Origin of the sequence: Corynebacterium sp. AOP36-E1-14 (genome assembly GCF_052377495.1) — a bacterium.
Classification (GTDB): domain Bacteria; phylum Actinomycetota; class Actinomycetes; order Mycobacteriales; family Mycobacteriaceae; genus Corynebacterium.
This window is the reverse complement of sequence record NZ_JBQSWV010000001.1, coordinates 177,941-198,353: the sequence shown is the minus strand read 5'-3', so window position 1 is coordinate 198,353 and position 20,413 is coordinate 177,941. Positions and strand designations below refer to the sequence as shown.

19 protein-coding genes are annotated in these 20,413 nt (G+C 70.6%); 15 read left to right on the top strand and 4 right to left on the bottom strand.

The window, feature by feature from the left end; translation table 11 throughout:
- The first annotated feature begins 46 nt into the window (after positions 1-46).
- The 3 genes from rplM (at position 47) to glmM (ending at position 2,517) form a co-directional block, all read left to right on the top strand.
- Positions 47-490 carry a 50S ribosomal protein L13 gene (gene rplM / locus ACT3TD_RS00880; RefSeq protein ID WP_301443776.1) on the top strand — a complete coding sequence of 148 codons (444 nt, stop codon included), beginning with the start codon at positions 47-49 and terminating at the stop codon, positions 488-490.
- The gene (rpsI, locus tag ACT3TD_RS00875; RefSeq protein ID WP_441579155.1) at positions 487-1,029 is read left to right on the top strand and encodes a 30S ribosomal protein S9; all 543 of its coding nucleotides are present in this window, start codon (positions 487-489) and stop codon (positions 1,027-1,029) included. Before rplM ends, rpsI begins: the two co-directional genes overlap by 4 nt.
- Before the next feature lie 141 nt (positions 1,030-1,170).
- Entirely contained in the window at positions 1,171-2,517 is a 1,347-nt protein-coding gene (gene glmM / locus ACT3TD_RS00870) for a phosphoglucosamine mutase (protein ID WP_444614973.1), read from the top strand.
- Positions 2,518-2,532: 15 nt separating this feature from the next.
- On the opposite strand, the gene ACT3TD_RS00865 is transcribed toward glmM, so the two are convergent.
- Complete coding sequence (locus ACT3TD_RS00865) at positions 2,533-3,984, bottom strand: FAD-dependent monooxygenase (RefSeq protein WP_441579156.1); 1,452 nt, start codon at positions 3,982-3,984, stop codon at positions 2,533-2,535.
- A gap of 54 nt (positions 3,985-4,038) precedes the next feature.
- Between ACT3TD_RS00865 and ACT3TD_RS00860 the strand changes: the two genes are divergently transcribed.
- From ACT3TD_RS00860 to ACT3TD_RS00845, 4 genes are all read left to right on the top strand, one after another.
- Complete coding sequence (locus tag ACT3TD_RS00860; RefSeq protein ID WP_301442648.1) at positions 4,039-4,761, top strand: TetR/AcrR family transcriptional regulator C-terminal domain-containing protein; 723 nt, start codon at positions 4,039-4,041, stop codon at positions 4,759-4,761.
- A gap of 148 nt (positions 4,762-4,909) precedes the next feature.
- The gene (locus ACT3TD_RS00855) at positions 4,910-5,227 is read left to right on the top strand and encodes a hypothetical protein (RefSeq protein ID WP_444637935.1); all 318 of its coding nucleotides are present in this window, start codon (positions 4,910-4,912) and stop codon (positions 5,225-5,227) included.
- Positions 5,224-6,639 (top strand): hypothetical protein, encoded by a 1,416-nt coding sequence (locus ACT3TD_RS00850; protein WP_444614972.1) that lies wholly within the window; start codon positions 5,224-5,226, stop codon positions 6,637-6,639. Before ACT3TD_RS00855 ends, ACT3TD_RS00850 begins: the two co-directional genes overlap by 4 nt.
- The gene (locus ACT3TD_RS00845; RefSeq protein WP_301442645.1) at positions 6,633-6,869 is read left to right on the top strand and encodes a hypothetical protein; all 237 of its coding nucleotides are present in this window, start codon (positions 6,633-6,635) and stop codon (positions 6,867-6,869) included. Before ACT3TD_RS00850 ends, ACT3TD_RS00845 begins: the two co-directional genes overlap by 7 nt.
- Positions 6,870-6,885: 16 nt before the next feature.
- Here the strand turns inward: ACT3TD_RS00845 and ACT3TD_RS00840 are convergent, their stop codons facing one another.
- Complete coding sequence (locus ACT3TD_RS00840) at positions 6,886-7,782, bottom strand: alpha/beta hydrolase (RefSeq protein WP_301442644.1); 897 nt, start codon at positions 7,780-7,782, stop codon at positions 6,886-6,888.
- Between the two features lie 132 nt (positions 7,783-7,914).
- Here ACT3TD_RS00840 and glmS point away from each other — a divergent pair, with 132 nt between their 5' ends.
- From glmS to groL, 5 genes are all read left to right on the top strand, one after another.
- Complete coding sequence (gene glmS, locus ACT3TD_RS00835) at positions 7,915-9,789, top strand: glutamine--fructose-6-phosphate transaminase (isomerizing) (protein WP_301442643.1); 1,875 nt, start codon at positions 7,915-7,917, stop codon at positions 9,787-9,789.
- Between the two features lie 17 nt (positions 9,790-9,806).
- Positions 9,807-11,546: an alanine racemase gene (gene alr, locus ACT3TD_RS00830; RefSeq protein ID WP_301442642.1), complete on the top strand. Its 1,740-nt coding sequence runs from the start codon at positions 9,807-9,809 to the stop codon at positions 11,544-11,546.
- A 179-nt stretch (positions 11,547-11,725) separates the two neighbouring features.
- The gene (gene tsaD, locus ACT3TD_RS00825) at positions 11,726-14,071 is read left to right on the top strand and encodes a tRNA (adenosine(37)-N6)-threonylcarbamoyltransferase complex transferase subunit TsaD (protein WP_444614971.1); all 2,346 of its coding nucleotides are present in this window, start codon (positions 11,726-11,728) and stop codon (positions 14,069-14,071) included.
- Between the two features lie 136 nt (positions 14,072-14,207).
- Positions 14,208-14,510, top strand: a complete 303-nt coding sequence (gene groES, locus ACT3TD_RS00820) for a co-chaperone GroES (RefSeq protein ID WP_301442640.1) — start codon at positions 14,208-14,210, stop codon at positions 14,508-14,510.
- Between the two features lie 11 nt (positions 14,511-14,521).
- Positions 14,522-16,141, top strand: coding sequence for a chaperonin GroEL (groL, locus tag ACT3TD_RS00815; RefSeq protein ID WP_441582313.1), 1,620 nt, complete (start codon positions 14,522-14,524; stop codon positions 16,139-16,141).
- 88 nt (positions 16,142-16,229) lie between these two features.
- Here groL and ACT3TD_RS00810 read toward each other — a convergent pair whose 3' ends face one another.
- On the bottom strand, positions 16,230-16,544 hold the full coding sequence (locus tag ACT3TD_RS00810) for a WhiB family transcriptional regulator (RefSeq protein ID WP_301444129.1): 315 nt from the start codon (positions 16,542-16,544) through the stop codon (positions 16,230-16,232).
- 274 nt (positions 16,545-16,818) lie between these two features.
- On the opposite strand from ACT3TD_RS00810, the gene ACT3TD_RS00805 reads away from it, so the two are divergent.
- Positions 16,819-17,403 carry a sigma-70 family RNA polymerase sigma factor gene (locus ACT3TD_RS00805; protein WP_301444128.1) on the top strand — a complete coding sequence of 195 codons (585 nt, stop codon included), beginning with the start codon at positions 16,819-16,821 and terminating at the stop codon, positions 17,401-17,403.
- Positions 17,403-18,299 carry a hypothetical protein gene (locus ACT3TD_RS00800; protein ID WP_441579097.1) on the top strand — a complete coding sequence of 299 codons (897 nt, stop codon included), beginning with the start codon at positions 17,403-17,405 and terminating at the stop codon, positions 18,297-18,299. Before ACT3TD_RS00805 ends, ACT3TD_RS00800 begins: the two co-directional genes overlap by 1 nt.
- A gap of 16 nt (positions 18,300-18,315) precedes the next feature.
- On the opposite strand, the gene ACT3TD_RS00795 is transcribed toward ACT3TD_RS00800, so the two are convergent.
- Positions 18,316-18,729: a DUF5319 domain-containing protein gene (locus tag ACT3TD_RS00795; protein WP_301442925.1), complete on the bottom strand. Its 414-nt coding sequence runs from the start codon at positions 18,727-18,729 to the stop codon at positions 18,316-18,318.
- 154 nt (positions 18,730-18,883) lie between these two features.
- Here ACT3TD_RS00795 and guaB point away from each other — a divergent pair, with 154 nt between their 5' ends.
- The gene (gene guaB, locus ACT3TD_RS00790) at positions 18,884-20,413 is read left to right on the top strand and encodes an IMP dehydrogenase (RefSeq protein ID WP_301442927.1); all 1,530 of its coding nucleotides are present in this window, start codon (positions 18,884-18,886) and stop codon (positions 20,411-20,413) included.

Genomic DNA, 20,413 nt, shown 5'->3' with positions numbered 1-20,413 from the left:
GAGGGGTCTCCCGGCTGGCAGTTCCATGAAGACCAAGGAGTCGTAAATGACTACTTTCCACCCGAAGAGCGGTGACCTGACCCGTAAGTGGTACGTCATCGACGCCGAAGACGTGGTCCTGGGTCGTCTCGCCACCCACGCAGCTTCCCTGCTGCGCGGCAAGGGCAAGGCAATCTACGCACCCAACGTCGACTGTGGTGACAACGTCATCATCATCAACGCGGACAAGGTTCACATCTCGTCCAACAAGCGGGACCGCGAGTTCCGTTACCGTCACTCCGGTTACCCGGGCGGCCTCAAGACCATGTCCCTGGGTCGCTCCATGGAGCTGCACCCGGAGCGCGTCATCGCTGACGCCATCGTCGGCATGATGCCGCACAACCGGCTCAACCGCGAGTCCGCCAAGAAGCTCCGCGTCTTCGCCGGCGCCGAGCACCCCTTCGCGGCTCAGCAGCCCGAGTCCTACGAGATCAAGAAGGTGGAACAGTGACCGACAACGAGAACTACGAGGCCGAGTCCGTGGACGAAGAGGTCTTCGCCGCCACTGACGCCGTCAACGAGGAGTTCGTCGCCAGCATCGGTGACTCCATCTCCGAGGTCTCCGAGGACGAGGGCGACGACGTCGTCGCCCCCACCGTCTTCGACGGCCCGATCCAGACCGTCGGTCGCCGCAAGGAGGCCGTCGTCCGTATCCGCATGGTGCAGGGCTCCGGCCAGTTCACCTGCAACGGTCGCACCCTGGAGGACTACTTCCCGAACAAGCTGCACCAGCAGCTGATCAAGGCTCCGCTCGTCCTGCTCGAGCGCGAGAACCAGTTCGACTTCCAGGTCAACCTCAAGGGCGGTGGCCCGTCCGGTCAGGCCGGTGCGATGCGTCTCGCCATCTCCCGCGCGCTGAACAAGTACAACCCGGAGGAGCGGGCCGAGCTCAAGAAGGCCGGCTTCCTCACCCGTGACGCCCGTGCCGTGGAGCGCAAGAAGGCCGGTCTGCACAAGGCCCGTCGCGCACCGCAGTACTCGAAGCGCTGATTCCCCGGAGTCTTCGCTCGATCCTCGTGCAGCGTCCCGCTGCATGATCCGACGCCGCCCCGTCCCACACACCGTGTGGGGTGGGGCGGCGTCGCCTGTCGGTAGGGGATGTGGCGGTGCCAGCGTCTAGACTGGCACCCCATGAGCAGACTTTTCGGTACGGACGGGGTTCGGGGCCTCGCCAACAGGTCTCTGACGGCACCACTGGCACTGCGGTTGGGCGCGGCCGCGGCGCGGGTGCTGACGACGACCGGGCAGACGTCGCAGCGGCGTCCCACCGCGGTGATCGGACGGGATCCGCGGGTCTCCGGCGAGATGCTGTCGGCGGCGTTGTCGGCGGGCATGGCGTCGCAGGGGGTGGACGTGCTGGACGTGGGCGTGCTGCCCACGCCGGCGGTGGCGTTCCTCACCGACGACTACGGCGCGGACATGGGTGTGGTGATCTCGGCGTCGCACAACCCGATGCCCGACAACGGCATCAAGTTCTTCGCCGGCGGCGGGCGCAAGCTCGACGACGCGGTGGAGGACGAGATCGAGGGCGCCACGCTGGAGCTCGAGGAGTCCGGCCCCACCGGCGCGGCGATCGGCCGGGTCATCGAGGAGTCCGGTGACGCGCTGGAGCGCTACCTCTTCCACCTGCAGGACGCCGCCCCGCGCGCACTGGACGGCATCCGCGTGGTCGTGGACTGCGCCAACGGTGCCGCGAGTCTCGCCGCGCCGATGGCCTACGAGGCCGCCGGTGCCGAGGTCGTGGCGATCCACAACTCGCCGAACTCCTTCAACATCAACGACAACTGCGGTTCGACCCACATCGAGGTCATCCAGAAGGCTGTGCTGGAGCACCAGGCGGACCTGGGCCTCTCGCACGACGGGGACGCCGACCGCTGCCTGGCGGTGGACTCGCAGGGCAACGTCATCGACGGCGACCAGATCATGGCGATCCTGGCGGTGGCGATGAAGGAGTCCGGTGAGCTGCGCAGGAACACGCTGGTGGCCACGGTGATGTCGAACCTGGGCCTGACCCTGGCGATGAAGGAGCACGGCATCACCTTGCGGCGTACCAAGGTCGGCGACCGCTACGTGCTGGCCGACCTCAACGCCAACGACTTCTCGCTGGGTGGTGAGCAGTCCGGCCACATCGTGATCCCCTCGCACGCGACCACCGGCGACGGGACGCTCACCGGCCTGCGCATCATGGCGCGCATGGCGGACACCGGCCAGTCGCTGCGCGAGCTGGCGGACGTGATGACGGTGCTGCCCCAGACCCTGGTCAACGTCCCGGTGGAGGAGAAGGAGCGCATCCACACCTCCGAGGTCGTGCGTGAGGCGATCGCCGAGGCCGAGGCGGAGCTGGGCGACACCGGCCGGGTGCTGCTGCGCCCCAGCGGCACCGAGCAGGTGTACCGCGTGATGGTCGAGGCCCCGACGTCCGCCGAGGCCAAACGCGTCGCAGGACGCCTCGCCGGCGTCGTCGTCGCCGAGGGGTAGGCGCGGGCGTCGCCGTCAGGGGGTGGGACGCCGCATGCGGCGTAGCGCGTCGTCGATGCCGGCGGGGGAGTCGGCGGTGCCGATGTAACCGATGTAGCCGTCCGGGCGCACCAGCAGCAGGGTCGGAGACTGGGCACCGTAGGTGCCGGCCGGCACCTCGTGGACGGCGGGCCAGCCGTCCTGTCGGTGGCGCTCCAGCGTCTCCGCGTCCACCCCGACGGCGAGGACGCTGAACCCGGGGCCGGCGGTGAGGTCGAAGACCCGTCTGCCGTGGGCGTCACGAGCGTCGGGGAGGCGGTCGCCGGCGCGCAGGACGCCGGCCGTGGCGGCGTCAGGGCCCTCGGGGCACAGCGATGAGCCACGGTAGGTGAGCTTGAGCTGGCGTTCCTCGTCGCCACGGGTCGTCGCGGCCCGGGCGTCCTTCTCGAAGCTGTCGTAGCGGTCCGTGGAGATCTTGAGCACGCGGGCGGCGACCGGCCGGCGCTCCTCCTCGTAGGTGTCGAGCAGGGATGCCGGGGCACCGTGGAGGACCTCGTCGAGTTTCCAGGCGAGGTTGTAGGCGTCCTGCACGCCGGTGTTGAGGCCCTGGCCGCCGGCGGGGGTGTGGCAGTGGGCGGCGTCGCCGGCGAGCAGGATGCGTCCGGCGCGGTAGTGCTCGGCGAGACGGATGTTCGGGCGGAACAGCGAGACCCAGGAGAACTCGCCGACGGTGAGCTTCTTCGCCGCCAGTGCCTCGCGCACCGTCGCCTGCAAGGCGTCGGGGTCGTTCGAAACGGGGGTTGCGGCGGGCAGGCGGAGCATGACCTGGAAGAGCTCGCCGTCCGGTAGCGGGCAGGCGCCGAGGAAGCGTCCGGAGCGGCCGGGCCACACGTGCCAGCGGTTGCGCCGCAGGCCGGGGATCGTGACGTCGGCGATGATCATGCGGTCGTCCTCGTCGGTGTCGCCGGTGAAGCCGATGCCGGCCTGCCTGCGCACCGTGCTGGACCCGCCGTCGGCGCCGACCACGTAGGCGCTGTGCACGGTGCCGCCGTCGGCGAAGGTGGTGGTCACGCCGTCGTCGTGCTGCTCGACGCCGACCACGCGGCGGCCGTAGTCGACGGTGACCCCCGCGGCGCGCAGGGCGTCGTGCAGGACGCGGTCGGTGTGGAACTGGGGTGAGAGCACGGTGTCCGGGTACGGGACGTCCTCGGTCACGGGCTGGTGGGCGATCATGGTGCGCGGGATGGTCAGTGGTCCGAGGTGGATGCCGAGCCGGGGGTAGGCGGAGGCGCCGGCGAGCAGGGCGTCCAGCACGCCGAGGTCCTCGAGGACCTCCAGGGTGCGTGGCTGGACGCCTTTGGCGCGGGAGCCGTGGAAGGGGCCGTCGGCGCGGTCGACGATGTGGACGGGGACGCCGCGGCGGGTCAGGTCGAGCGCGAGTGCGGAGCCGACGGGGCCGGCCCCTACGATGAGGATGAGATCGGTCATAATGAACACAGTGTTGTCGGTATTGCGGCATCCTGTCAAGAGGAGGTTGGGCACATGGACGCCGACGCATCGCCGACGCCGGGAAGTCCCAGGTGGTGGGCGAAGGTGGAGGCCCCCGCCGGCGGACGTGGACGACCGCCCGTGCCGACGGGCCGCATCGTCGCCGCGGGCCTGGAACTGCTCGACGACGCCGACGGCCCGGAGTACAGCATCCGCACCGTCGCCTCCCGGCTCGGTTCGAGTACGGCGACGCTCTACCGGCGCCTCGGCGGCCGCCCCGGGCTGGACGCGCTGATCGTCGACCACGTCCTGGGGGAGGCCGTGGCGCAGGTGCGGGACGCTCCTGAGGATGCCGACTGGCAGGCAGCCTCGGCGGCGGGCGCGGACGCGATCTTCACCGCGCTCGCCGGCCACCCCGGTGTCGTCCCGCTGCTGGCCGCGGACGTTCCCCACGGGCCGAACTCCGCACTGCTGCGGGAACGGTTCGTGGCCCGGCTGCTGGAGGCGGGGTTCGACCCGTCCGTGGCGGCGAGGACGTACACCACCGTCGCGCACTACACGGTGGGTTTCGCCCTCCAGCTCTCCTTCGCCCCGCCGGAGGCACAGGGGGAGTCCGGCTCAGAGTCCGGCCCTGAGTCCGGCTCTGTGTCCGGCGCGGCGCCCGACGCACGCTTCCCGGCCACCGCCCGGGTCGCCGCCCACCTCGACGCCGACCTGCGTGAGGAGTTCTCCTTCGGGTTGTCGATGCTGCTGCGCGGCGTCGCGGCGTCCCGGTAGTTCGGTGGCCCGGTAGTTCGGTGCCTCAGGGGGCGGGGAACCTTTCCGGCCGGCGGGGAGTCTCTCTTGTCACGTTGTAGACAAGTGGATGATCGATGACCCGTGCCGTCGGTGCGCCGACGGTGGCGGGAGGACGAAGGGGGTTTCTGTGGCACCGGATATCGGCAGGCTCGGGGTGGACGACGGCGCGGCGCAGTCGGAGTTGGCGGAGGCGCTGGTCGCCGTGGGTTCCAGGAAGGCGGAGGTCGCCGCCGCCGCACCGCGCAGGACGGCGGCCAGCTACGGTCAGGGGCTGGCGGACCGGGCGGCGCACCTGGTGGAACTGCGGGAGAAGGCCCACCGGGTACGTCTGGCGCACATCGACCGGCTGCGGCGTGGACTGGAGACCGCCGCGGGGACGGTCTCGGCGGTGTCGACCACCGAGGGGGACTCGCGGCGCGGGTTCAGTGCGGGGGAGCTGCGGTGAGCGCGGTGCAGGCGGACCAGGCCCGCATCGCCGCGTCGGTGGCGAAGCTCGACGCCTCCGGTCAGCAGGCGACCAGGCTGGCACCGGCGGCTCTCCCGTGGATCATCACCGGCATCATGACGGCGGCGGACTTCGTCATCGGCATGGTCGGCGGCGACGGTGACGGCGGCGGCGGCGACGGTAAGGACGGTAAGGACGGCGGCAGCGGCAAGAAGGGGAAGGGCGGTTTCTTCGCCGAAGTCCTGGAGACCGGCAAGGACCTGATCACGGGAATCGCCGGCGGGGTCCTGGCGGACAAGTTGGGCTGGGGCGGCGACGAGGCCGACGAACACGACGGGAACGTGGACCAGGCAGACGACGCGGTGGCCACCTGCGACCGTGTGCTGGAGTCCATCCAGTCCCTGTGCGCCGACGAGGTGGAGACCTGTGTGGACGGGGCGGTCGCGACGGCCGAGGAGCTCTGTGCCGCCGGGCTGGCGTTGCGTGCCACTGACCAGGTGGCGTCGCGGGCGCTGCTCCAGATGGCGGCGCAGCTGCTGTGTGGTGCCCGCGACGGGGTGGGGGCGATGTTGGAGGGCAGGAACTCCCGTATGGGCGAGTGCATGGACCTCACCATCGCCGAGTGCGCCCCGGCCGCCGAGGAGGGCAACTGCCGGGTTCCCTTGGCCACGGAGCCTGCCCCGGTGACCGCGGCGCCGGACTGCGATGTCGCACCGGTCCCGACCGAGGTCGCCACCGTCGGTGCCGGGGCAGGCGGCGGGGCGCTGCCGACCCCGGAGCCGTGTCCGCCGGCGTCCCCGGCCGTCGCCGCCGCCTCGGCCGCAACTTCGACGGCGTCGTTGTCGGGGCTCGTGGGGTCCTCGGTCGCCGCGCCGATGCTGCCGGACATCTCCGGCCAGGTCGGTGGCCAGGTCAGCGGGTGGATCAAGGGTGCGGTCGAGGGGATTGTGGAGACGGTCGTCGAGGGCGCGGCGAATCTCTCGGTGGAGAACTCCGGGTCGTTGATCGACATCGACGTGAACCTCTGTCCGCCGGAGCCGTGCGAACCGGAGCCGGAACCTGAACCTGTGCCGGAGCCGTGCGAACCGGAACCCGAGCCGTGCGAGCCGGAACCGGAACCCGAGCCGTGTGACGAGCCGGAGCCGTCCACCGTGGACCCGGAGAAGGGGTTCGACAAGAGCTCCTACCTCCCCGGGACGGAGACCGCGGCCACCCCGGCGGAGGCACCCGCCACGGATGCGGCGCCGGTGGAGACTCCGCCGGTCGGTACCGCGGCGGTGGAGACCCCGGAGCCGTCGTCCGGGGACGACGGCTGGGTGCCTGACCTGTGGACCACCGGTGAGAAGTCCGCCGAACAGCCCGGCGAGGTCGGTCAGGACGCACCATCGGTGCAGAGGAGTGAGCAGTGGTGAACAAGAACCCGATAGAGGCGGCGTTGGAGGGCTACGTCAGGGAGGTCGGTGAGGCCACCGGGCGGTTCCAACGTCAGATGGACGAGGCCACGGAGCTGCTCGGCGAGCTCGGCGACCTCAGTGAACTACTCGAGGACACCGCCACCGCGACCACCGACAACAACGATGTGGTGCGGCGGCAGGACGCCGCCGGGCGTCCCCCGCGGCGGAGCCCGGGGATCTTCGACTGACCCGGGGTGGCGGCGCTCAGGCGTGCAGGGCCTTGTTCACCGCGTCGATCGGGTCGGCGAACTCCGGGAGGCTCTCGAAGAGCTCACCGCGGCTCATCACCTGCGACTTCTTGATCTCGGCCTCGGGGTCGCGGAAGGCGGCGTAGTGCTTGTCGTCCTCGGCGAGCACGAAGCCGGTCATCAGGGCGCGGATGAAGTCCTGCGCCGCCAGCTCCAGCCCACTGTTCGTGGTGAGGAACTTGCGGATGACCTTCTCGTGGAAGCCGGTGGACGACGCCTTGTCGATGCGACGGAACACCGCCTCGCCACCCCAGAGGGCGGCGACGCGCTCCGGCTCGCCGGCCTCGATGCCCAGGGTGCGTCCCGGTGCCAGCACCAGACCGGGGGCCTGGACGTGCCGGGCCGCCTGGTAGCAGCTCGGCGCGGTGTCCGACGGGTGCACGGCGATGACACCGGCGACCGTCGGACGGTCGCGGTAGCGCTTCTTCGCCGGCTCCGCGGCCGCCCGGCCGGTGGCCGCGAGGATCGCCGCGCCGGCGCCCATGCCGTGCCCGGCGAAGAAGAGCTTGCTCGGGTCCACGGTGATGTTGCCGACACCCAGGCGCACACCCGAGAGGATCTGCAGGCAGGACTCCAGGTCCGAGGCGAAGCCCCGGTGGTTCGGCAACAGGCCGCGCTCGGTGTCCGGGGCGGCCACGGCAATGCCCCAGCTGGCCAGGTGGCGCAGGGTGCCGTGATAGGCGTCCACGCCGACGCGCCAGTCGTGGCCGAAGGCCACACCGGCGATCGCCTTGCCCTCGGCAGGCGTGTAGATACGGCCGGGAATGCCGGCGAAGTCGAGTTCGCCGACCAGGACCCTGTGCGGGCCCCGCTTCTCCAACCGGGGGACCAGGTTCTTCGCGTTGTCTGCCACGTCACTCAGCCTAGTTGATAGCTCCACGACGCGGGGCGAGGGTCGGGAACAACCGCGCTCAACCGACCCGGAGGGGTGGACAACGGGGATGCGCTTCACGGGTGTCCGGGGCGACCAGTATTGTTGTCCAGTATGTGTGGCATCGTTGGATACATCGGAAGCGCCCGTAGCTCCGCAAAGGCGCTCGACATCGGTCTCGAGGCGCTGGCCAGGATGGAGTACCGCGGGTACGACTCCGCCGGAATCGCCGTCGTCTCGGACGGCGACATCGAGGTCGAGAAGAAGGCCGGCAAGTTGGCGAACCTGCAGCAGCGCATCGCCGAGACCGGCCGCGAGCGGTTCACCGGCAAGGCCTGCATCGGCCACACCCGTTGGGCCACGCACGGGCGTCCGAACGACGTCAACGCCCACCCGCACGTCTCCTTCGACGGCAAGGCCGTGATCGTCCACAACGGCATCATCGAGAACTTCGCACCGCTGCGTGCCGAGGTCGAGGCCGCGGGCATCGAGATGACCAGTGAGACCGACTCCGAGGTCGCCGCCCACCTGCTCGCCCTGGCCTACGCCGCCGGCCCGACGGCCGGTGACCTGGAGGCGTCCGCGCTGGCGGTGCTGCGCCGCCTGGAGGGCGCGTTCACCGTCCTGTTCGCCCACGCCGAGGAGCCGGGCAAGATCGTCGCCGGCCGCCACTCCACCCCGCTGATCGTGGGCGTGGGGGAGGACGGCATGTTCCTGGGCTCCGACGTCGCCGGTTTCATCGCCCACACCCGTGAGGCAGTGGAGCTCGACGACGACAGCGCCGTGGTCATCACCGACCACGACTACCGCGTCATGGACTTCGACGGCACGCCCACCGAGGGCCGCCCGTTCACCATCGACTGGGACCTCGCCGCCGCGGAGAAGGGTGGTTTCGACTCCTTCATGATGAAGGAGATCTTCGACCAGCCCGCCGCCGTGCGCGACACCCTCGCCGGCCACTTCGACGACGGCCGGGTGGTGCTCGACGAGCAGCGCCTGTCGGACGACGACCTCCGTCAGATCGAGAAGGTCTTCGTGGTGGCCTGCGGTTCGGCGTACCACTCCGGCCTGCTGGCGAAGTACGCCATCGAGCACTGGGTGCGCCTGCCCGTGGAGATCGAGGTCGCCAGCGAGTTCCGCTACCGCGACCCGGTGCTCGACCGGCAGACGCTGGTCGTGGCCGTCTCCCAGTCCGGCGAGACCGCGGACACCCTGGAGGCCGTCCGGCACGCCAAGAAGCAGGGCGCACGCGTCCTGGCGGTGTGCAACACCAACGGTTCGCAGATCCCGCGCGAGGCGGACGCGGTGCTCTACACCCACGCCGGCCCGGAGATCGGCGTGGCGTCCACGAAGGCCTTCCTGGCGCAGGTCGCGGCGAACTACATCGTGGGCCTCGCACTGGCCCAGGCCCGCGGCACGAAGTTCTCCGACGAGATCGAGGCGATCTACCAGCAGCTCGAGGAGATCCCGGGCAAGATCGAGCAGGTCCTGGAACTCAAGGACAAGGTCCTGGACCTGGCCGCGGAGCTCGGCCCGATCCCCACGATGCTCTTCCTGGGCCGCCACGTGGGTTACCCGGTGGCGCTGGAGGGTGCCCTCAAGCTCAAGGAGCTGGCGTACATCCACGCCGAGGGGTTCCCCGCCGGCGAGCTCAAGCACGGCCCGATCGCCCTGATCGAGGACGACCTGCCGGTGGTCGTGGTCGTGCCGTCGCCGCAGGGCCGGGAGATCCTGCACTCCAAGATCGTGACGAACATCCAGGAGATCCGCGCCCGCGGTGCCCGGACCATCGTGATCGCCGAGGAGGGCGACGAGGCCGTGCGCCCGTTCGCCAACGACCTGCTCGAGATCCCGCAGTGCCCCACGCTGCTGCAGCCGCTGCTGTCGACAATTCCCCTGCAGTTCCTGTCTGCGGAGATCGCCCGCCAGTGCGGCAACACCGACATCGACAAGCCGCGTAACCTCGCCAAGTCCGTGACGGTGGAGTAGGACCGGTACCTGCGCTGATGAGCGAACTACCCGGCACCGACCCGTATCCGCTGGCCGAGCTCGTCGTCGACCTGGACGCCGTCGACCACAACGTGCGCACCCTGGTGCGGGTCGCCGCGCCCGCCGGGGTGATGGCGATCGTCAAGGCCGACGGCTACAACCACGGCATGGTGGACGTCGCCCGCACCGCGGTGGACGCCGGGGCGGCGGCGCTGGGCGTCGCCACGCTCGGCGAGGCGGTGGCGCTGCGCGACGCCGGGATCCACGCCCCGGTCACGGCGTGGATGTGGCTGCCGGACGTCGCGCTCGGGCACGTGGCCGCGGCCTGCGCGGCCGACGTCACCCTGGGCGTTCCCTCCGTGGAGCACCTCCTCGCCGCGGTGGACGCCTCGCGTACGGCCGTCGCCGGCGGGGCGTCCCCCCTGTCGGTCGGCCTGATGGCGGACACCGGCCTCTCGCGTTCGGGTATCGAGGCCGCCCGGTGGGACGAGGCCGTGCGGATCGCGGTGGACGCGGTCGACGAGGGCGTGCTCACCGTCAGCGGCGTGCTGTCGCACCTGGCCGTCGCCGACGACCCGTCCTCCCCGGTCACCGACCTGCAGGCGGCACGGTTCACCGACGCCGTGCAGGCCTGCCGGGCGGCGGGGCTGGACGTTCCGGTGAACCACCTCGCCAACACCCCGGCGACGTTGACGCGTCCCGACCTGCGCCACGAGATGGTGCGCCCGGGCGTGAGCGTCTACGGCGTCTACGCGGTCGACCCGACGGTGATCCCGGTGGGGGAGTCTGGCCCGGTGGAGCTGCGCGAGGCGATGACGGTGCGCGCCCGGGTGGTCACCACCCGCGTCGTCCCGGAAGGGGAGGGCGTGAGTTACGGGCACCTGTGGCGTGCCCCGCGCGACACCCGCACCGCCGTAGTGGCGATGGGTTACGCCGACGGGCTGCCGCGTAGCCTGTCGGGACGATTCGGCGTGACCGTCGACGGCACCTGGTACCCGCAGATCGGGCGGGTGTGCATGGACCAGGTCGTGGTCGACCTCGGTCCTGCGCACGAGGACGGCCCCGGCGCCGCGGTACGTCCCGGCGACTGGGCGGTGGTCTTCGGTCAGGGCGGACGCTCCGTCGAGGAGATCGCCGGGGCCGCCGACACCATCGCCTACGAGGTGCTCACGATGCCGCGTGGACGCCTGTCGCGTCGCACGCTGCCGGTGCGCGGCGTCTTCGACCCCGCAGACGCCGAGGAGGGCTCGGTGGAGGTAACCTCCGCCGAGCAGATGCGTGACCTGGGTCGTCAGCTGGGGCGCACCCTGCGCGCCGGCGACGTGGTGGTGCTGACCGGTGCCCTGGGTGCCGGAAAGACGACCGTGACGCAGGGCATCGCCGCCGGGCTGGAGGTCAGGGGCCGGGTGCAGTCGCCGACGTTCACGATCATCCGCGAGCACCGGCCGGGTCCGGACTCCGCGCGCCCGGGCCTGCTGCACATGGACGCCTACCGGCTGCTCGGCGAGCAGGCGCACGACGGCACCACGCCCTCGCCGGACGTGGTCCTCGACGCCCTGGAGTCCCTCGACATCGACGCGGACCTGGAGGACCGGGTCCTGGTGGCCGAGTGGGGCCGCGGGGTCGTGGAGTCCCTGGCTCCGACGCGGTGGATCGACGTGGAGATCGACCGGGGGGAGGTCGACGACATCGGCGACATTGCCGGCGATACGACCGAACCTCCGAGGATCCTACGTTGGCGCTGGTCACAGAGGTAGCAATTCTGAATCCCCCCGATAAGATCCCCCATTAGCCAGATTGATTGGCACGAAGCAGCATCTGGTGCCAGAATGGGTGACGGATCACCGTGAGGGGTGTATCCAGAGGCCCCGTCGCAATTGGAGAGTGTGACGGGGCTTCGCCTATGCCTGGGGCCGGGGGGCTAAGATTCCTGAGCATGTATGTTCTCGCGGTCGACACCTCCACGTCCTTCGTCGTCGCCGGGGTGGTGGACTGTCCGGATGACGCGTCGGCCCCGCCCCGACTGCTCGCGGAGCACACCGAGCTCAACCCGCGGGGCCACATGGAGGTGCTGACCCCGAACATCCTCACCGCGCTGGGGGACGCCGACCTCACGCCGGACGACCTGGCCGCCGTCGTCGTCGGCGTGGGGCCGGGTCCGTTCACCGGTCTGCGCGTGGGCATGGCCGCCGGCGCCGCCTTCGGCGACGCGCTGGGCGTCCCCGTGCACGGTGTGTCCGGGCACCTCGCCACTGCCGCCACCACCGACGCAGCCGGCTCGTCACTGCTGCTCGTGCTCAGCGACGCCCGTCGTCGCGAGTGGTACCGGACGCTCGTGGACCGCGCGTCCGGGCAGGTGCTGGACGGCCCGGTCGTCGCCGCGCCGGACGACGTCGTGGCGTCCTGCCCGCAGGCGGAGGTCCTGGCGTCCCGCGAGGTCGCGCAGCGTGCCGGCGAGGTCCCGGGGTGGACGGTGACCGACGCGGACGCCCGGCCGACGCCGGTCGGCCTGGTCACCGCCGCGGTGCGGGTGCTGGGCGGGCCCCAGGGGCTGCTGCACCCCGGCACGCCGTTGCGTGCGCTCTACCTGCGACGTCCGGACGCCGCGGAGCCGAAGCCGGTCCGGGTCTCCGCGGCGCTGGACTTCAGTGCGGTGGGGGAGGAGGACGTCCCCGAACCGACCGTGGGGCCGTTGGTCGTCGGCGCGGCGGGGCGGTGCGCGGAGATCGAGGCGGAGCTCTTCGTCGGTGACTCGCCGTGGCCGGAGGCCGGCTTCGCCTCGGAGATCGGCGCGCCGAACACCGTCTACCTCGGCGTCGTCACCGGCCAGGGTGGCGCGGACGAGCGGCTGGTGGGCTACGCCGGCCTGGCGAAGAACGGTCCGGCGGACGACCCGGAGTTCGAGATCCACACCATCGGCCTGGAGGCGTCGGTGCAGGGCCGCGGCTGGTCGCGTCTGCTCATGGACCCGCTGATGGAGCTGGCCGACCGCGACGACGGCCCGGTGTACCTGGAGGTCAGGACGGACAACACCTCGGCGATCGGGCTGTACCGCAGCTACGGTTTCGAGGTCACCGGCACGCGCCGCAACTACTACCGGCCCTCCGGCGCGGACGCCTACACGATGTGCCGTCCGGCGCTCTCGGAACGTTCCCGGGGGAAGCAGGACGCCCCGATGCTGGTCATGGGTGTGGAGAGTTCCTGCGACGAGACCGGTGTCGGCGTGGTGGAGCTGCACGCCGACGGCCGGGTGCGGCAGGTGGCGAACCGCGTGGCGTCATCGATGGACCAGCACGCCCGTTTCGGCGGGGTGGTGCCGGAGATCGCCTCGCGCGCGCACCTGGAGGCCATGGGCCCGACGATGGCCGCGGCGCTGGACGACCTGCGCGCCGCGACGGCGGGACGTCGGCGGCGTCCGGACGCCGTGGCGGCGACGGTGGGCCCGGGGCTCGCCGGTGCGCTGCTGGTGGGCGCGGCGGCGGCGAAGGCCTACGCGGCGGCCTGGGGCGTGCCCTTCTACGGGGTCAACCACCTCGGCGGGCACGTGGCCGTGGGCACGCTCGACACCGGCGACGACACTGAAGGCACCGACGGCACCGTCGCCGGCGACCTCAGTACCGCCGTCGCGCTGCTGGTCAGCGGCGGGCACACGCAGATCCTGCAGGTCAACGGCGTGGGACGTCCGATGAAGGAGCTCGGCTCCACCCTGGACGACGCCGCCGGCGAGGCCTACGACAAGGTCGCCCGCCTGCTCGGTCTCGGTTACCCGGGCGGCCCGGTGATCGACCGGCTGGCCGCCCAGGGCGACCCCACGGCGATCGCCTTCCCGCGCGGTATGAGCCGCCCGGGCGACGCCGCCTACGACTTCTCCTTCTCCGGGCTCAAGACGTCCGTCGCCCGCTTCGTGGAGAAGGCGGACAAGGAGGGACGCAGTGTGCCGGTGGAGGACGTGTGCGCGTCCTTCCAGGAGGCGGTGGTGGACGTGCTGACCGCCAAGGCGGTGCGCGCGTGCGTGGACACCGGGGCGGACGTGATGCTGCTCGGCGGCGGAGTGTCGGCGAACCGTCGGCTGCGTGCGCTGGCGGAAGAGCGGTGTGCGGCGGCCGGGGTGCGCATGGTCGTGCCGGAGATCTCGCTGTGCACGGACAACGGCGTGATGATCGCCGCGCTCGCCGCCCGCCTGATCGAGGCGGGTGCCCCGGCCAGTTCGCTGGACGCGGCGACCGACCCGTCGATGGACGTGGAGGTTCCCGTTCTGGCACCCTCCCTTGTTGAGGGCTAGCACTTGGCAGGGTAGAGTGCCAAGTGGTTGTGTGACACACAGTTGTTCACCCGCGACGACGGCTGTGCAGGATATACCAACCGGAAGACAAGACAATTCGGATCACTGCATGTACGCAAACACGGAGGTATTCAACGTGGCTAACGTCAACATCAAGCCGCTCGAGGACCGCGTCCTCGTCCAGATCGTCGAGGCCGAGACCACGACCGCATCCGGTCTGGTCATCCCGGACTCCGCCAAGGAGAAGCCGCAGGAGGCCACCGTCGTGGCCGTCGGCCCGGGCCGTTGGAACGACGACGCCCGCGTCCCGATGGACGTCGCCGAGGGCGACACGGTCGTGTTTTCCCGCTACGGCGGCACCGAGCTCAAGTACGACGGGGAAGAGTTCCTGCTGCTCAACCAGCGCGACATCCTCGCCGTCGTCGACTCCGCGAAGTAGGTCGGTGACGCATGGCTAAACTCATCGCATTCGACGAGGAGGCCCGCAAGGGCCTCCAGCGCGGTGTGGACACGCTGGCGGACTCGGTTCGCGTCACCCTCGGCCCCAAGGGCCGTAACGTGGTCCTGGACAAGGCCTTCGGCGGTCCGACCGTGACCAACGACGGTGTCACCATCGCCCGCGACATCGACCTCGAGGACCCCTTCGAGAACCTCGGTGCGCAGCTGGTGAAGTCGGTGGCCGTGAAGACCAACGACATCGCCGGTGACGGCACCACCACCGCCACCCTGCTCGCCCAGGCGCTGATCAACGAAGGCATGCGCATCGTCGCCGCCGGTGGCAACCCCATCGCCGTCAACGAGGGCATCGCCGTCGCCGCGGAGAAGGTCATCGAGGCGCTGCAGCAGCGCGCGGAGCCGGTCGCCGACTCCGCCGCCATCGCCAACGTGGCCACCGTCTCCTCGCGTGACGAGGGCATCGGCGCCAAGGTCGCCGAGGCCATGGAGAAGGTCGGCAAGGACGGCGTCCTGACCGTCGAGGAGTCCCAGTCCCTGGTCGACGAGCTCGTGGTCACCGAGGGCGTCTCCTTCGACAAGGGCTACCTCTCGCCGTACTTCGTCACCGAGGAGGAGTCGGCCCAGGCCGTCCTGGAGAACCCGGCGATCCTGCTGGTGCGCGACAAGATCAGCTCCCTGCCCGACTTCCTGCCCCTGCTGGAGCAGATCGCGAAGGCCGGCAAGGAACTGTTCATCGTGGCCGAGGACGTCGACGGCGAGCCGCTGCAGATGCTCGTCGTCAACTCCATCCGCAAGTCCATCAAGGCCGTGGCCGTGAAGTCCCCGTACTTCGGTGACCGCCGCAAGGCGTTCATGGACGACCTCGCCGTCGTCACCGGCGCCACCGTGGTGGACAAGGAGGTCGGCCAGAACCTCTCCGAGACGACCCTGGAGCAGCTGGGCACCGCCCGCCGCATCACGGTCACCAAGGACGAGACGGTCATCGTCGACGGTGCCGGCACCGCCGAGGACCTCGACACCCGCCGCAACCAGATCCGTTCCGACATCGAGCGCACCGACTCCACCTGGGACCGGGAGAAGCTCGAGGAGCGTCTGGCGAAGCTGTCCGGGGGTGTCGCCGTCATCCGTGCCGGTGGCGCCACCGAGACCGAGGTCAACGAGCGCAAGCTGCGCGTCGAGGACGCCATCAACGCCGCCCGTGCCGCCGCGCAGGAGGGCGTGATCGCCGGTGGCGGTTCCGTCCTGGTGCAGATCGCCGCCGAGCTCGACGAGTTCGCCGCCGAGTTCGAGGGCGACAAGGCCGTGGGCGTGAAGGCCCTGGCCCGCGCACTGCGCCGTCCGGCGTACTGGATCGCCGACAACGCCGGCCTCGACGGGGCCGTCGTGGTCTCCAAGATCGCCGAGCGTGCCAACGGTGAGGGCTACAACGCCGCCACCGGTGTCTACGGCAACCTGCTGGAGCAGGGGATCATCGACCCGGTCAAGGTCACCCACTCCGCCGTCGTCAACGCGACCTCGGTGGCACGCATGGTGCTGACCACCGAGACCGCCGTCGTCGACAAGCCCGCCGTGGCGGCCGCTGCCGCCGCCGGCCACGGACACCATCACCACTAAGGTCGGTGTGTGCCCCTCGGGGGCACGCAGGACCCCCGCCACCCCGACGGTCCCGAGGACCGTGGGGAGGCGGGGGTCTTCCCGTGCGTCAGGACGCCAGGCGGCGCGGCGTGCGTTTCACGCGGCGGGGACGCCCGTTCTGCGCGGCTGCCCGTTCCGACTCGCCCATGCCGCCCCAGATCCCGTAGACCTCGCCCACGTTCAGGGCGTGCTCCTTGCACTGGGCCAGTACCGGGCACTCGTTGCAGATCGCCTTGGCGCGGTGCTCACGCAGCGAGCGCGCACGTCCGCGCTCCCCGTCGGGGTGGAAGAAGACGGCGGACTCGGCCCCACGGCAGGAACCGTGCAGTTGCCAGTCCCAGAAGGTGGTCGCGGGGCCCGGGAGGTCGCTCGTCTGCGGCATGGGTTCTTCTCCTGTACATCGTGAGGGTGGATCGTCTGGGGTGTTCTCCAGTGACTCCCACCCTGTCCCGTCGATGTGAACAACAGGTGTCCGCGAGCTGTTCGGCATGTGACATTTTCGGCCCCCGCTGTGACACCCTCTGCGGCGCCCTCTGCAGAGGTATCCTCCCGGGTGAGTCCCGGGTGGATGGTTTGCTGTGGTAATTTCAGCCCACAGGCAGGGACAGTTCCCGTGACGACCAGCACCCTGCCGCGACCGTGTTTTCCCGAGGACTATGACAGCGACTGACGACATCGACGAGGCCCTGCCCCGGCTCGTCCCCTCCGCAGTGGAGGGGGACGGGCGGGCGCTCCAGCGCATCATCGACCTCATCCACCCGCCGGTCGTGCGCTACTGCCGTGCCCGTGTGCCGTCCACGAAGTACCCCACCCCGGAGGACCTGGCGCAGGAGATCTGTCTGGCCGTGGCGCGTGCCATACCCGGTTACGAGGACCAGGGCAAGCCGTTCATGGCCTTCGTCTACCGGATCGCGGCGAACAAGATCGTCGATGCACGGCGTTCACAGTCCCGTGACCTCGCGGTTCCCACCGATGAGGTGCCGGACCAGGAGGTCGTGACGAGTACGCCGGAAACCGTGGCGTTGGATGTGAGTTCCTGTAACGAAGTCGCACAACTGCTCGATACGCTCAGTGAGAAGGCACGGCATATCGTGACTCTCAGGGTCTTCGGCGGGTACTCCGCCGAGGAGACCGCAGAGATCGTCGGCTCCACCGCCGGTGCTGTCCGGGTCGCCCAGTTCCGGGCGCTGGCCAAGATGCGGGAGACCCTGGAGTCCCGTGAGAATTCGAGGACGGAATGATGGACGAGCACAGGTGGGACCCACGGGGTTTCGACGGCGACGGTACCGAGGGTGCCGACGCCGACGCCGTGCGCGCCACCGACCGGATGCTGGACGCCCTGGCGGCGGGCCGGGAACCGGAGGGTGGTACCGGTGCCGACCCGCTCCTGCGTCTGCTCGCCGACGCCCGTGCCGAGACCGACCGTGACATCCCCGCCGCCCCGGTCGTCGCCGACGTCGACTCCGCGCCGGTGACCTCCCTGGCGGGTCGTCGCCGTCGCCGCGCGATGCGTCGTGCCGGGGGAGTGGCCGCCCTGGGCGGGATCTCCCTGACCTCGCTGGTGGTGGGCAGCGGTGTCGCCGCGGCCCTCGTCGTCGGCGGGTTCACCGTGGGCGCGTTGACCACCGGCAACTCCGGTGGCTCGGATTCCGTCGTCGCCGAGTCCGCCGGTTCCGGTGACGGTTCCACCGGCGGTCAGGGTGCGGCCTCCGAGGCCCCCGACCGTGACGGTTCCCCTCGTGACGGGCAGGGCGCCACGGACGACTCCGAGGGTGCCGGGAGTTCCGCCCCGGCCGAGAGCGAGGGCGGCGAGGCCGGCAACGGCGGTGACGCGGACTCCGGCGGCATGGTCCTCGCCGATCCGGGCAGCAGTGACGAGGCGCAGTCCGGCGACCAGACCGACACCACCGGTGACGGCGCTCAGGACGGTGACGGCGGCGACGCCGAGGCGTCCGACGTCCAGACGGAGGCACCCGCCGACGGCGGGGCAATGCTCCTCGCCGAACCGCAGGGACGTGCCGCGTCCCCGGTGAAACCGTCCGGCACCACCAGGTCGAGCACGTCGAGCAGTTCGACGACGCCGACGACCGCGCCCAAGGCGCAGCGTGACGACGCGGAGACCGAACCGACCGAATAGGTCGGGCGGCTCGGACTCAGCGGCCCCAGCGGCGGAAGGTGCGCGGGCCGCGGCTCAGCCAGTCGGCGGCGTCGGCGTAACCGGCGCAGTAGTCCCAGGGGACGTAGAAGTCGGGGTCGGGGTCCGCACCGGGCTCGTGCACGGGCACGGGGCCGTCGTTCAGCATCGTCGACAGGTTCGACACCAGGATCGGCCAGTCGTAGTAGTGCAACTCCTGGCAGTCGTCACAGGTCATGGTCACACCCAGGATGCCGCGGGGTTCCAGCAGCTCACGGAAACGACGGACATTCGCCAGATCCTCACGCAGCGCCCCACGCTCCTCGTCGGAGAGGGGTTCGTCCAGCTCCTCGTCGAACAGGGCGGCCGGGTCCTCCGGGTCGCCGGCGAACGGGTCCGGGGGCATCAGGGAATCGTCGAAGTCCACGCACATGATCGTACCTGTTGCCGGCGGTGAGGGGAACCATGCCAGGGGACCGGTCGCACACCGGGTGCGGATGGCGGACCATGGGGGCAGACAGGCTATCCTGTCTGGTACAACCCGACGACAGTGACGTGGAATGAAGGATGCAGGAGGCCTGACCGGCATGACCGATGCCCAGCTTGTGACCACTGGTGGCGACGACCCGAGGAAGGTGGAGCTGGTCGGTCTGACCTTCGACGACGTCCTGCTTCTCCCCGCGGCGTCCGACATCATCCCCTCCGACGTGGCGACGACCACGCAGCTGACCCGCAACATCACCCTCAACGTCCCGGTGATTTCCGCGGCGATGGACACCGTCACCGAGGCCCGCATGGCCATCGGCATGGCCCGCCAGGGCGGTATGGGTGTGCTGCACCGCAACCTGTCCATCGAGGACCAGGCCGAGCAGGTCGAGATCGTGAAGCGCAGCGAGGCCGGCATGGTCACCGACCCGGTGACCTGCTCGCCGGAGATGACCATCGGCGAGGTCGACGACATGTGCGCCCGCTACCGGATCTCCGGGCTGCCCGTGGTGGACGCCACCGGACACCTGGTCGGCATCTGCACCAACCGTGACATGCGTTTCGAGGAGGACTTCTCCGCCAAGGTCGCCGACGTCATGACCCCCATGCCGCTCGTCGTCGCGGAGAAGGGTGTCTCGGCGGACGCCGCCCTGCGCCTGCTGCGCGAGAACAAGGTGGAGAAGCTGCCCATCGTCGACGGCGAGGGTGTGCTCACCGGGCTGATCACGGTGAAGGACTTCGCCAAGCGCGAGAAGTTCCCCAACGCCGCGAAGGACGCGTCGGGCCGTCTCCTCGCCGGCGCGTCGATCGGCACCGGTGAGGACTCCTGGCGTCGGGCCGGCGCCCTGGTCGACGCCGGGGTGGACGCCCTGGTCGTCGACACCGCCCACGCCCACAACACCGGCGTGCTGGAGATGGTCTCGCGGGTGAAGAAGGAGTTCGGCGACCGCGTCGACGTCATCGGCGGCAACCTCGCCACCCGCAGCGCGGCCGAGGCCATGATCGAGGCGGGGGCGGACGCCCTCAAGGTCGGCATCGGCCCGGGCTCGATCTGCACCACCCGCGTCGTCGCCGGCGTGGGCGCCCCGCAGATCACCGCCATCCTCGAGGCGGCCGTGCCCGCCCGCAAGGCCGGCGTGCCGATCATCGCCGACGGCGGCATGCAGTACTCCGGCGACATCGCCAAGGCGCTGGCCGCCGGTGCGTCCTCCGTGATGCTGGGCTCCCTGCTCGCGGGCACCAGCGAGGCCCCCGGTGAGATCACCGTGATCAACGGAAAGCAGTACAAGATGTACCGCGGCATGGGCTCCCTCGGGGCGATGAAGGGCCGTGGCCTGCACGGCGAGCAGCGCTCCTACTCCAAGGATCGCTACTTCCAGGCGGACGTCACCAGCGAGGAGAAGCTGGTGCCGGAGGGCATCGAGGGGCGCATCCCCTTCCGCGGCAACGTGGACTCCATCATCTACCAGATGGTCGGTGGCCTGCGCGCCGCGATGGGCTACACCGGCTCGCGCAACGTCGCCGAGCTCAACGACGCCCACTTCGTCCGGATCACCGGCGCGGGCCTGCGCGAGTCGCACCCGCACGACATCCAGATGACCGTCGAAGCCCCGAACTACTACCAGCGTTAG

Excerpts from the sequence above, each read along its gene's own strand:
- rplM (WP_301443776.1), top strand. The coding sequence starts at position 47 with ATGACTACTTTCCACCCGAAGAGCGGTGACCTGACCCGTAAGTGGTAC.
- groL (WP_441582313.1), top strand. The coding sequence starts at position 14,522 with ATGGCTAAACTCATCGCATTCGACGAGGAGGCCCGCAAGGGCCTCCAG.
- alr (WP_301442642.1), top strand. The coding sequence starts at position 9,807 with ATGAGCGAACTACCCGGCACCGACCCGTATCCGCTGGCCGAGCTCGTC.
- ACT3TD_RS00810 (WP_301444129.1), bottom strand. The coding sequence starts at position 16,544 with ATGCCGCAGACGAGCGACCTCCCGGGCCCCGCGACCACCTTCTGGGAC.
- ACT3TD_RS00805 (WP_301444128.1), top strand. The coding sequence starts at position 16,819 with ATGACAGCGACTGACGACATCGACGAGGCCCTGCCCCGGCTCGTCCCC.
- tsaD (WP_444614971.1), top strand. The coding sequence starts at position 11,726 with ATGTATGTTCTCGCGGTCGACACCTCCACGTCCTTCGTCGTCGCCGGG.
- ACT3TD_RS00860 (WP_301442648.1), top strand. The coding sequence starts at position 4,039 with ATGGACGCCGACGCATCGCCGACGCCGGGAAGTCCCAGGTGGTGGGCG.
- ACT3TD_RS00795 (WP_301442925.1), bottom strand. The coding sequence starts at position 18,729 with ATGTGCGTGGACTTCGACGATTCCCTGATGCCCCCGGACCCGTTCGCC.
- guaB (WP_301442927.1), top strand. The coding sequence starts at position 18,884 with ATGACCGATGCCCAGCTTGTGACCACTGGTGGCGACGACCCGAGGAAG.
- glmM (WP_444614973.1), top strand. The coding sequence starts at position 1,171 with ATGAGCAGACTTTTCGGTACGGACGGGGTTCGGGGCCTCGCCAACAGG.
- ACT3TD_RS00865 (WP_441579156.1), bottom strand. The coding sequence starts at position 3,984 with ATGACCGATCTCATCCTCATCGTAGGGGCCGGCCCCGTCGGCTCCGCA.
- glmS (WP_301442643.1), top strand. The coding sequence starts at position 7,915 with ATGTGTGGCATCGTTGGATACATCGGAAGCGCCCGTAGCTCCGCAAAG.
- ACT3TD_RS00800 (WP_441579097.1), top strand. The coding sequence starts at position 17,403 with ATGGACGAGCACAGGTGGGACCCACGGGGTTTCGACGGCGACGGTACC.